The sequence below is a fragment of the Amycolatopsis sp. lyj-346 genome (assembly GCF_046548975.1).
GTDB lineage: Bacteria > Actinomycetota > Actinomycetes > Mycobacteriales > Pseudonocardiaceae > Amycolatopsis.
Genome location: NZ_JAJPWT010000001.1, coordinates 1,482,024 through 1,492,326 on the forward strand (window position 1 = coordinate 1,482,024; position 10,303 = coordinate 1,492,326).

The 10,303-nt window shown below is 71.0% G+C and carries 14 protein-coding genes; 12 read left to right on the forward strand and 2 right to left on the reverse strand.

All coding sequences use genetic code 11. The annotated features are described in order from the left end of the window. Positions 1-105 precede the first annotated feature (105 nt). The 8 genes from hemB to ACLJQE_RS07375 all read left to right on the forward strand — a co-directional run bounded on the left by hemB (position 106) and on the right by ACLJQE_RS07375 (position 6,205). On the forward strand, positions 106-1,077 hold the full coding sequence (gene hemB, locus ACLJQE_RS07340; protein WP_410638236.1) for a porphobilinogen synthase: 972 nt from the start codon (positions 106-108) through the stop codon (positions 1,075-1,077). Between the two features lie 17 nt (positions 1,078-1,094). Next, positions 1,095-1,631 (forward strand): hypothetical protein, encoded by a 537-nt coding sequence (locus ACLJQE_RS07345; protein ID WP_410638237.1) that lies wholly within the window; start codon positions 1,095-1,097, stop codon positions 1,629-1,631. After that, the gene (locus ACLJQE_RS07350) at positions 1,628-2,074 is read left to right on the forward strand and encodes a hypothetical protein (protein ID WP_410638238.1); all 447 of its coding nucleotides are present in this window, start codon (positions 1,628-1,630) and stop codon (positions 2,072-2,074) included. Before ACLJQE_RS07345 ends, ACLJQE_RS07350 begins: the two co-directional genes overlap by 4 nt. Positions 2,075-2,087: 13 nt before the next feature. Beyond that, positions 2,088-2,426, forward strand: coding sequence for a hypothetical protein (locus tag ACLJQE_RS07355; protein ID WP_410638239.1), 339 nt, complete (start codon positions 2,088-2,090; stop codon positions 2,424-2,426). Positions 2,427-2,488: 62 nt separating this feature from the next. Beyond that, a complete protein-coding gene (locus tag ACLJQE_RS07360; protein ID WP_410638240.1) occupies positions 2,489-3,775 on the forward strand; it encodes an efflux RND transporter periplasmic adaptor subunit in 1,287 nt (428 codons plus the stop codon). Further along, on the forward strand, positions 3,772-4,485 hold the full coding sequence (locus ACLJQE_RS07365; RefSeq protein ID WP_410638241.1) for an ABC transporter ATP-binding protein: 714 nt from the start codon (positions 3,772-3,774) through the stop codon (positions 4,483-4,485). Before ACLJQE_RS07360 ends, ACLJQE_RS07365 begins: the two co-directional genes overlap by 4 nt. Further along, positions 4,482-5,687 carry an ABC transporter permease gene (locus tag ACLJQE_RS07370; protein WP_410638242.1) on the forward strand — a complete coding sequence of 402 codons (1,206 nt, stop codon included), beginning with the start codon at positions 4,482-4,484 and terminating at the stop codon, positions 5,685-5,687. Before ACLJQE_RS07365 ends, ACLJQE_RS07370 begins: the two co-directional genes overlap by 4 nt. 11 nt (positions 5,688-5,698) lie before the next feature. Then, on the forward strand, positions 5,699-6,205 hold the full coding sequence (locus tag ACLJQE_RS07375; protein WP_410638243.1) for a hypothetical protein: 507 nt from the start codon (positions 5,699-5,701) through the stop codon (positions 6,203-6,205). On the opposite strand, the gene ACLJQE_RS07380 is transcribed toward ACLJQE_RS07375, so the two are convergent. Continuing rightward, positions 6,202-6,678, reverse strand: a complete 477-nt coding sequence (locus tag ACLJQE_RS07380; protein WP_410638244.1) for a TspO/MBR family protein — start codon at positions 6,676-6,678, stop codon at positions 6,202-6,204. The two genes, ACLJQE_RS07375 and ACLJQE_RS07380, sit on opposite strands and share 4 nt — an antisense overlap. Positions 6,679-6,738: 60 nt before the next feature. Between ACLJQE_RS07380 and hemL the strand changes: the two genes are divergently transcribed. The 4 genes from hemL to ACLJQE_RS07400 all read left to right on the forward strand — a co-directional run bounded on the left by hemL (position 6,739) and on the right by ACLJQE_RS07400 (position 9,690). Then, on the forward strand, positions 6,739-8,040 hold the full coding sequence (gene hemL, locus ACLJQE_RS07385) for a glutamate-1-semialdehyde 2,1-aminomutase (RefSeq protein ID WP_410638245.1): 1,302 nt from the start codon (positions 6,739-6,741) through the stop codon (positions 8,038-8,040). Beyond that, on the forward strand, positions 8,037-8,663 hold the full coding sequence (locus tag ACLJQE_RS07390) for a histidine phosphatase family protein (protein ID WP_410638246.1): 627 nt from the start codon (positions 8,037-8,039) through the stop codon (positions 8,661-8,663). The genes hemL and ACLJQE_RS07390 overlap by 4 nt, the downstream gene beginning before the upstream one ends. After that, a complete protein-coding gene (locus tag ACLJQE_RS07395; RefSeq protein WP_410638247.1) occupies positions 8,660-9,223 on the forward strand; it encodes a TlpA family protein disulfide reductase in 564 nt (187 codons plus the stop codon). Before ACLJQE_RS07390 ends, ACLJQE_RS07395 begins: the two co-directional genes overlap by 4 nt. Before the next feature lie 95 nt (positions 9,224-9,318). Continuing rightward, complete coding sequence (locus ACLJQE_RS07400; protein ID WP_410638248.1) at positions 9,319-9,690, forward strand: hypothetical protein; 372 nt, start codon at positions 9,319-9,321, stop codon at positions 9,688-9,690. A gap of 176 nt (positions 9,691-9,866) precedes the next feature. On the opposite strand, the gene ACLJQE_RS07405 is transcribed toward ACLJQE_RS07400, so the two are convergent. Then, the coding region (locus ACLJQE_RS07405; protein ID WP_410638250.1) for a transposase family protein at positions 9,867-10,303 on the reverse strand (437 nt) is incomplete at its 5' end.

Genomic DNA, 10,303 nt, shown 5'->3' on the forward strand with positions numbered 1-10,303 from the left:
CGTTGAACGCAACCAAGGCCACATTGGGGCGCTTCGGCGACCGGAAGCGGCCGCTGCGCACCCTTGCGGAACTCCGGCAAAAGGCGCGGGAGTAACTTGGTAGGGGTGTTCCCCGAGCATCGTCCCCGCAGGCTTCGCACCACCCCGGCCATGCGCAGGCTGGTGGGCGAAACGACGCTGCGGCCACGCCAGCTGATCCTCCCGATGTTCGTCGCCGAAGGGATCGACGCGCCGCGGCCGATCTCGAGCATGCCCGGCGTCGTCCAGCACACCCGCGACACGCTGCGGAAGGCCGCCGTCGACGCGGTCAACGCCGGGGTCGGCGGGCTGATGCTGTTCGGCATCCCGGCCACCCGGGACGCCGAGGGCTCCGGGGCCGTCGACGAGAAGGGCATCCTCAACGTCGCCCTGCGCGACCTGCGCCAGGAGCTCGGTGACGCCACCGTGCTGATGGCCGACACCTGCCTCGACGAATTCACCGACCACGGCCACTGCGGCGTCCTCGACGCCGACGGCGGGGTCGACAACGACGCCACCCTGCGGATCTACGCCCAGATGGCCATCGCGCAGGTCGAAGCCGGGGCGCACGTGCTCGGGCCGAGCGGGATGATGGACGGCCAGATCGGCGTCATCCGCCGGGCGCTCGACGAGGTCGGGCACAAGGACGCGGCGATCCTCGCGTACTCCGCGAAGTACGCCAGCGCGTTCTACGGTCCCTTCCGCGAGGCCGTCGACTCGCAGCTCAAGGGCGACCGCAAGACCTACCAGCAGGACCCGGGCAACGGCCGCGAAGCGCTGCGCGAGATCGAGCTGGACCTCGCCGAGGGCGCGGACATGATCATGGTCAAGCCCGCGCTGGCCTACCTGGACGTCATCAAGGCGGCGGCGGACATCTCGCCGGTGCCGGTGGCGGCGTACAACATCTCGGGCGAGTACGCGATGGTCGAGGCCGCGGCGGCGAACGGCTGGCTCGACCGCGAGCGGACTGTCCTCGAGGTGCTGACGTCGATCCGCCGCGCGGGCGCGGACCTGATCCTGACCTACTGGGCCGCCGAAGCCGCTGGCTGGCTGGACTGACCCGTTAGAGTCCTCGCGTGGAAGACAAAGAGGACCTCACCGGTCTGACCGACGACGAACGGCGCAAACTCGGCCGGTCGCCCGACCCGGTGCTCCCCGGTGAGCGGGCCCCCAAGGCGGCGCCGCCGCGGCCGGTGGCCGTGTCGTTCTGGCTCTGGCTGGCCGGTGGTGTGGTGCTGATCCTCGGGTACGTCCAGCTGATGGCCGGCAAGTCCGCGGTCATCGACCGGTACGTCAAGGGAACGACCGACCCGAAGATCACGCCGCAGATGATCGCGGACGGCGTCACGGCGATGCTGTGGTTCCTCCTCGTCGGCTCGGCCGTGTTCACCCTGCTGTTCCTGCTGTTCGCGTACAAGGCCCGCGAAGGCACCCGTTCGGCCCGGACGGTGCTGACCGTGCTGCCGATCGTGATGGTGCTGCTCATCTTCACCTTCGCGCCGGTGCTCACGTACCTGACGCTGGTCGCGGTGCTGCTGTTCGTCATCGCGCTGGTGCTGCTGTACCTGCCTTCGGTGAGCGGCTACTTCCCCAAGGTCGGCAAGAAACTGTGAGCGACCGGCTCTACGCCGAGTCCGGCGTGAGCTGGGCCGCGATCGGGTGGGGCCCGGCGTTCGCGCTGGTGGGTGCCCTGGCGGAGCTCGCCACCGGCGGCCCGGTGCACGGGGTGGGCTGGCTGCTGGTCGGGCTCGCGCTGGGCGTCATCACGATGCCGTGGGTGTACGCGCGGCGCCGGTTCCTCTCGCTGGAAGTGACGACCGAGCAGCTGCGGCAGGGCCGGGAGAAGGTGCCGGCCGCGCAGATCGCCGACGTGACGGACGTCGGCCCGCCGGTCGGCGCCCGGGTGCTGGGCGGCGGCTGGTCGGTGCCGCGGAAGTACGACTCGCTGCCGGTGGAGCTGGCCGACGGCACGGTGGTGCTGGCTTGGGCGAAGGACGTCGAGGCGCTGCAAGACGCGCTGGAGCGGCTCGTCCGGGCGACGCCGCGGGAAGCATGAGAAAATCTCCGGTGTGATCGACCTTCCGCAGCCCACCGGGGCCGAGCTCTGGCCGCCGGAAGAAGCCGGCCCGGCTGCCCGGCTGCACAAGCCGTGGCGGACGTTCGTCGCCGTCGTGGAGGTCGTGCTCGCCGTGCTCGCCGGGTGGGCCGCCTACGCGTGCTGGCACGGCAGCGTCGCCACTGTCGTCACCCGAACCGAGGACGGCGCCGTCCTCGAGTCGCACCGGTACTTCGGGGGCCTGCTCGCCGCCGCCATCGGGCTGGGGACCGTGGCCGCGCTGCTGCTCGTCGACGCGGTGCGTCAGCTGTCGCTCGCCATCCGTGCGCGGAGCGCCAAGCCCAAGGCCTGATCCACAGCTCGCGCACAGGCAACGGACAGTCCATTGCTAAGCAGCGGCACCAAAGTTGCCGCATGACGCGCGGGCGTGCCTCGAAGGCATGGGTGATCAACGGAGCACTGGTCGTACTGCTGGCCGGGGCCGGATTCGGGATATACCAGGCATTCAGCCCCGAACCGAGCTCGGCGCAGGCGCAGACGCGCAGCACCCCGGTCCGCCGGGCGACGGTCACCGAGACCGTCTCCGCCGCCGGGACCCTCGCGAGCAGCTACACCGGCGCGGCGAACTTCGCGACGGCGGGCAAGGTCACCTCGATCGACGTCAAGGTCGGTGACGTCGTCAGCGCCGGGCAGAAGCTCGCCACCGTCGACAGCACCCAGGCTGCGAAGCAGCTTCAAGTCGCGAAGGCGAACCTCGCCGTCGCGCAGGACGGCCTCGACACCGCCGAGACGGCCGAAGACACCCCGGCCACCGGGCAGAACAGCCAGAACGCCCAGACCAACGCGGCCAACAGCGTCACCTCGGCGCAGGCCAAGCTCGACCAGGCCGAGCTCGACGTCCAGACCGCGCAGCAGGCGCTCGACAACACGGTGCTGTACGCGCCGGGCGCCGGCACGGTCACCGCCGTCAACGGCACCGTCGGGCAGCAGTCCTCCAGCGGCTCTCCGGCCACCTCGCCGTCGTCGAGCGGCAGCGGCCAGGGTGCCCAGGGCTCGTCGAACTCCGGCGCCGCCGCGTCGAGCAGCAGCAGTTCCGCCGGCGGGTTCATCACCATCACGAACCTGACCGGCCTGGTCGTCGACACCTCGGTCGCGGAGATCGACGTCAGCAAGGTCAAGGCGGGCCAGAAGGCCACGGTGACGCTCAACGCGCTGCCGGACAAGCCGGTCCAGGCCACCGTGTCGAGCGTCAACCTGACCCCGACCACCAGCGGCAGCGTCGTCTCCTACGGCGCGCAGCTGACCCTGGCGAACCCGCCGGACGGGCTGCGGCCCGGCCAGTCGGCGAGCGTCGTGATCACCGTCGCCGAGGCGGACGACGCGCTGAGCGTCCCGGCCGCGGCGGTGCAGACGGTCGGCAGCACCAACCTCGTCACCGTGCAGGAGAACGGGCAGAACGTGACGCGCCAGGTGCAGGTCGGGCTGCGCGGCGAGTCGACGATCCAGATCACCTCCGGGCTGACCGAGGGCGAGAACGTCGTGCTCACCGCGACCGCGTCGACTCCGACCACCGGGGGAACCGGCCGCACGGGCGGCACCGGCGGGTTCCCCGGCGGCGGGACCGGCGGCTTCCCGGGCGGCGGCCAGCGCGGCACCGGTGCCGGCGGCGGTGCCGGCGGCGGTTTCGGCGGCCGCGGATGAACCCGGTGATCGCGGTTTCCGCCCTGCGCAAGACGTACGGGGCCGGCGAGACGGCGGTGCACGCGCTGCGCGGCGTCGACCTCACCGTGTGGCCCGGCGAATACGTCGCGATCATGGGCGCGTCCGGCTCGGGGAAGTCGACGCTGCTGAACATGCTCGGCTGCCTGGACGTGCCGACGTCCGGCCGGTACCTGCTGGACGGCTTCGGCGTCGGAAAGCTGAACGAACGGCAGCTGGCCTTGCTGCGCAACCGGAAGATCGGCTTCATCTTCCAGTCGTTCAACCTCGTGCCCCGGACCTCGGCGTTGTCCAATGTGGAACTTCCGTTGGTCTACAGTGGACTGCGCCGGGGCGAGCGGCGGCGGCGCGCGCTCGCAGCGCTGGAAATGGTCGGGCTGTCCGACCGGGCCAAGCACCTGCCGAGCGAGCTCTCCGGCGGCCAGATCCAGCGCGTCGCGGTGGCGCGGGCACTGGTCACCGGCCCGGCGATGCTGCTGGCCGACGAGCCGACCGGCAACCTCGACCGGCGCAGCACCGAAGACGTCCTCGGCGTGTTCGACCGGCTCAACTCCCTCGGCCGCACCATCGTCGTCATCACCCACGAGGACGAGGTCGCCGAGCACGCGCACCGCGTCGTCCGGGTCGACGACGGGCTGATCGTGTCCGACGAAGTGACGCGCGTGACCGGCACCGTGGGGGCGGTCTCGTGAACCTCCTCGAAGTCCTGCGCTTCGCCGTGCGCGGGCTCACCGCGAACAAGCTGCGCTCCGCCCTCACCACGCTGGGCATCACCATCGGCGTGGCGGCGGTGATCCTGCTGGTCGCGGTCGGCAACGGCGCGTCGGCGGCCATCGCCGCCAGCATCCAGGGCCTCGGCACCAACGTCGTCAACGTCTCCCCGGCGCGTGGCGGGGGACAGGGCGCCACCGCGCGGCCGCTGACCGTGCAGGACGCGCACGCCCTCGTCGACCCCGTCGGCGCCCCGGACGTCAAGGCCGCGTCGCCGGTGGTCAACACGACGGCGACCGCGACCTACGGGCAGACGTCCTACGACATCTCCAGCGTCGCCGGCACCGAACCGGCGTACTTCACCACGACCAACCGCGAGCTCGCGCAGGGGCAGCTGTTCACCGGCGAGGACGTCACGGCCGCGCGGAAGGTCGTCGTGCTCGGCCCGACGACGGCGGAGTCGATCTTCGGCGGCACCACGGACCCGGTCGGCAAGAACGTCTTGCTGAACAGCATCCAGTTCACCGTGATCGGAGTGCTGCAGGCCAAGGGCAGCACCGGGCTGCAGAACGCCGACGACGTCGCCATCGCGCCGATCTCGGCGGTCCAGAACTCCCTCGCCGGGTACGGCAGCCTCAGCCAGATCGCCGTCCAGGCCACCGGCGCCGATTCCGTGTCGCTGGCCCAGTCGGAGATCACCGCGATCCTCGACGCCCGGCACGGCATCCGGCTCGGCGGCACCCCCGACTACCAGATCCAGAACTCCGAGCAGCTGCTCGCGACGCGGACGTCGGCGACCGAGACGTTCACCGTGCTGCTGGCCGCCGTCGCGGCGATCTCCCTGCTGGTCGGCGGCATCGGCGTCACCAACATCATGCTCGTCACGGTGACCGAGCGGATCCGCGAAATCGGCATCCGCAAGGCCATCGGCGCCCCGCGCGCGGCCATCCTCGGCCAGTTCCTCGCCGAAGCCACCATGCTCAGCCTGTTCGGCGGGCTGCTCGGCGTCGCGATCGGGCTGATCGGCAGCCGGTTCACCATCTCCGGGATCAAACCCGTCGTGGTGCCCTCGTCGATCCTGCTCGCCTTCGCGGTGTCCGCCCTGATCGGGCTGTTCTTCGGCAGCTTCCCGGCGAACCGGGCCGCCAAACTGAGGCCCATCGAGGCCCTGCGTCACGAATGAGGAGCGTCCCCATGTCTTCGTCCACCGAGCCGACCGCCGAGCAGATCGTCGCCAGCCCGGCCGTCGAGGGTGACCTGAACGCCGAAATGCGTCACGCGGCGAAACCGTTTTCCCGCACCACGCTGGTGCTGGCCGGGCTCGTCGTGCTCGCGATCGCGTTCGGCGGCGGCGCCTGGACGCACGCGGCGTTCGGCTCCCCGTCCCACTCGGCGCCCACCCGTCAGGCGGGAGGCACCCAGGGCGGCCAGCAAGCCGGCGCCGGCCAGCAGGGCGGCGGGTTCCGCGGCGGCCGCGGCACCACGGGCACGGTCGACCGCGTCGACGGCACCACGGTGTACGTCAAGACCGCGCAGGGCGCGGACGTCAAGGTGTCCACAACGGACTCGACCACGGTCGGGGTGACCCAGCAGGGCAAGCTGGCGGACCTCAAGCCGGGCGCGACGGTCGTCGTCCAGGGCCAGGCGGGCAGCGACGGCACGGTGACCGCGCAGGCCATCACCCAGGAGGCCGCGCGCTAGTTGAGGACGATGATCGCGGTGTTGAGCGCCGTCGCGTACAGGATCCAGGCCAGATAGGGCACCAGGAGCGCGGCGGCGGCCTTCGACCGGCGGCCGAACAGGACGATCGTCACGACCACGACGACGTCCAGCAGCAGGATGTCGGCCAGCGCGAGCCCGGCCGCGCCACCCTCGAAGAACAGCGGGGTCCAGAGCAGGTTGAACAGCAGGCCGATGCCGTAGGCGGCGAACCCGCGCGTCTCGCCGTCGGTCCGCCAGTACAGCCAGCCGGCCACCGCGATGGTGACGTACAGCACCGTCCACACCGGACTGAACACCGACGCGGGCGGCGCCCACGACGGCTGCTCCAGCCGCGCGTAGACCTCTCGCGCCGACGTCGCGGCCAGGCCGCCGACCACCGCCACCACGGCGACGACGCCCAGGAAGCCGGCCAGCATGAGCCACTGGTTGCGGTGCGGGGCACGTTCGGTCACCGGCTGTTCCCCTCCCGGGCGGCTGCCCGCCATCCTAGGCCGGTTTGGGAGACTGAACCGGTGAGTACTGGAACCGAGCAGTCCAAGGCATGGTTCGAACGCGCGAAGACGGCCATCCCGGGCGGGGTGAACTCGCCGGTCCGGGCCTTCAACTCGGTCGGCGGCACCCCGCGGTTCATGGTCCGGGGCGAGGGCCCGCACCTGTGGGACGCCGACGGCAACCGCTACGTCGACCTGGTGTCCTCCTGGGGCCCGATGATCCTGGGCCACGCGCACCCGGCGGTCGTCGAGGCCGCGCGCCGGGCGGCGACGTCCGGGCTCTCGTTCGGTACGCCGACGATCGGCGAGGTCGAGCTGGCCGAGGAGATCATCGGCCGGGTCGGGCCGGTCGAGCGGGTCCGGCTGGTCAACTCCGGCACCGAGGCCACGATGAGCGCGATCCGGCTGGCCAGGGGCTTCACCGGCCGGTCGAAGATCGTGAAGTTCGCCGGGTGTTACCACGGTCACGTCGACGCGCTGCTCGCCGAGGCCGGCTCCGGCGTCGCGACGCTCGGGCTGCCGACGTCGCCGGGCGTCACCGGGGCACAGGCCGCCGACACGCTGGTGCTGCCCTACAACGACCTCGACGCCGTCCGGAAATCCTTTGTGGACAACCCGGGCGAGATCGCCGCGGTGATCACCGAGGCGGCGGCCGGGAACATGGGCGCGGTCGCGCCCGCCGACGGCTTCAACGCGGGACTGCGTGAGCTCGCCCACGAGCACGGCGCGCTGCTGATCATGGACGAGGTGATGACCGGCTTCCGCGTCTCGCACGCGGGCTGGTTCGGCCTCGAAGGCGTGGCAGGCGACCTCTACACCTTCGGCAAGGTGATGTCCGGCGGGCTGCCGGCGGCGGCCTTCGGCGGCCGCGCCGACGTGATGGCCAAGCTCGCCCCGGGCGGGCCGGTCTACCAGGCCGGGACGCTCTCCGGGAACCCCGTCGCGGTGGCCGCGGGCCTCGCGACGCTGCGCGCCGCCGACCACGCCGTGTATGCGGCTCTCGACGCCAACGCGAAGCGCCTCGGCAACCTCTTCCACGCCGCTTTGAGCGAAGCGGGGGTTGCGCACAACGTCCAGTACGCGGGCAACCTGGTGAGCGTGTTCTTCGGCGAGACGCCGGTCCGCGACTACGCCGGCGCGCAGGCCTCCGAAACGTGGCGCTTCCCGACCTTCTTCCACGCGTTGCTCGACGGAGGCGTGTACGCGCCGCCGAGCGCGTACGAGGCTTGGTTCGTCAACGCGGCCATGGACGACGAAGCGTTCTCCGTGATCGAAGCGGCTCTGCCCGCGGCGGCGCGCGCGGCGGCCGGGGCCGTCCAGTGACCACCGTCGTCCACATGCTGCGGCACGGCGAAGTGCACAACCCCGAGAAGATCCTCTACGGCCGGCTGGAGGGCTACCGGCTCTCCGAGCGCGGGCAGCGGCAGGCCCTGACGGTCGCCGAGGCTGTCGCGGGCCACGACCTGGTGCACGTCGTCGCGTCGCCGCTGCAGCGGGCGCAGGAGACGGCGGCCCCGATCGCCGCCGCGCACCGGCTCGACATCGCGACCGACGAGGGGCTGATCGAAGCGGGCAACCAGTTCGAGGGCCTGCAGGTGGCGGTCGGCGACGGTGCGCTGCGGGAGCCTCGCCACTGGCCGAAGCTGGTCAACCCGTTCAAGCCGTCGTGGGGCGAGCCGTACCTCGAGATCGCGCACCGGATGCTCGGCGCGGTCCACCGGGCGCGCGAGGCCGCCGACGGGCACGAAGCTCTGTGCGTCTCGCACCAGCTGCCGATCTGGACGCTCCGGCGGTTCCTCGAGGGCAAGCGCCTGTGGCACGACCCCCGGCGCCGCCAGTGCTCGCTGGCCTCGCTGACCAGCCTGGTCTTCGACGGCGACGAGCTGCGCGAGATCGTCTACAGCGAACCCGCGGGCGCGACCGACCCGAAGGTGACCGGCGCATGAAACGGCTGATCGTCGCGGTGCTCGCGGTGCTGGCGCTGGCCGGGTGCACCACGGGCAAGGACGCGGTCGTGCAGGGGAGCAGCTTCAGCTTCGTCTCCCCGGGCGGCAAGGTCGACATCACCTACGACGCCGCCCAGCGTCAGACGGCCCCGGTCCTGGCCGGCGAAGACCTGATGAACGAGGGCAAGCAGCTGTCGCTGGCGGACTTCGCCGGCCAGGTCGTCGTCCTGAACCTGTGGGGCCAGTGGTGCGGGCCGTGCCGCACGGAGGCGCCGGAGATGGAGTCGCTGGCGAAGCAGGGCGTGCAGGTGGTGGGCATCGACGTCCGCGACCCGGCGCGCGAGGTGGCCCAGGACTTCGTGCGGGACCGGCAGCTGACGTACCCGTCGATCTACGACCCTGACGGCCGGGTGCTGCTCAAGCTGAGCGGCTACCCGCGCAACATCATCCCGTCGACGATCGTGCTGGACAAGCAGCACCGCGTGGCGGCGGTGTTCCTGCGGCAGGTGCTGGCCCAGGACCTGCTGCCGGTGGTCCGGCGGCTGACCGCGGAGGCTTGACCGCGATCGGGGGCTTTTGCCGGTTTTTAACCGACCCGTGCCGGTTCTCGGCTAGGTTTCTCCTTGATCGTTTTGCTCGACCAAGGGGAGAACTCGTGCTGAAGAAGATTGCCGCGGCGACGCTGATCGCGGCCGCGGCCACCACGATGGTGGCGGTGCCGGCCTCGGCCGCGGCCACGACGGCGTCCGCGCCGGTCGCCGTCCAGGGCTTCACGCTGCTCAAGGAGCGGACCGGCTACGGCCGCGCGCTCCGCCTGTGGCTGAACACCTCCAACAACCAGGTGCACGCGAACCTGTCCGGTGCCCGCTACGGCGACAAGCTGTCGATCGGCAGCTGCTGCTACCCGTACACGACGTACGAGACGGTCACCAGCAACGGCCAGTCCGAGCTGAACACCGGCGAATACGGCAACTACGGCCCCAGCGTGAACGGCGTCTTCGCCAGCGGCGGCGAACTGCACTTCTGACCGCTCCAGAGCGCCCCAAGGTGGCCTTGGGTGCGTTGAACGCACCGAAGGCCACCTTGGGTGCGTTGGGCGCACCGAAGGCCACATTGGGTGCGTTGGACGCACCGAAGGCCACATTGGGGTTGTTTCATCCTGGTTTGTGCAGGCCAGACCGGGTTGACCCGGTGTGTTAACGGTCAAGCGGTGGCCGGTCGGGCAGTGTCGCGGACGCTCTGCTCGTGTTGGGTGAGCACGAGCAGAGCCCGCACCAACGTCGTGACACGACCAGGATCCATCCGGACCTTGGTCAAAATCCGCCAGGCTTTGAGGGCGGCGAAGCCGCCCTCCACCGCACAACGCATCCCGCTGAACGCCGCATTCGCCTGCTTTTGCGCCTTCGTCAACGGCCGGTTCGCTTCGGCCTTGTAGGGAGTGAGCACAACCTGCTCACACGACCCGCCACACGACTCACAGTCACGGGTGTCACGGACGTCCTTGTGCCACCCGTGGAAACCTTTGTCCCCAGCCGGGGACAAACCATGGGCGTGGAGCCGTTCCCTCAGACAAAGCCGGCGAGCGGCGGTGATGTCGGCCGTCCGCCCGGCCTGCACCGCCGAGATCCACAACAGCCGGC

Coding starts and splice junctions, on each gene's coding strand:
- ACLJQE_RS07360 (WP_410638240.1), top strand. CDS start 2,489: ATGACGCGCGGGCGTGCCTCGAAGGCATGGGTGATCAACGGAGCACTG.
- ACLJQE_RS07365 (WP_410638241.1), top strand. CDS start 3,772: ATGAACCCGGTGATCGCGGTTTCCGCCCTGCGCAAGACGTACGGGGCC.
- ACLJQE_RS07375 (WP_410638243.1), top strand. CDS start 5,699: ATGTCTTCGTCCACCGAGCCGACCGCCGAGCAGATCGTCGCCAGCCCG.
- ACLJQE_RS07395 (WP_410638247.1), top strand. CDS start 8,660: ATGAAACGGCTGATCGTCGCGGTGCTCGCGGTGCTGGCGCTGGCCGGG.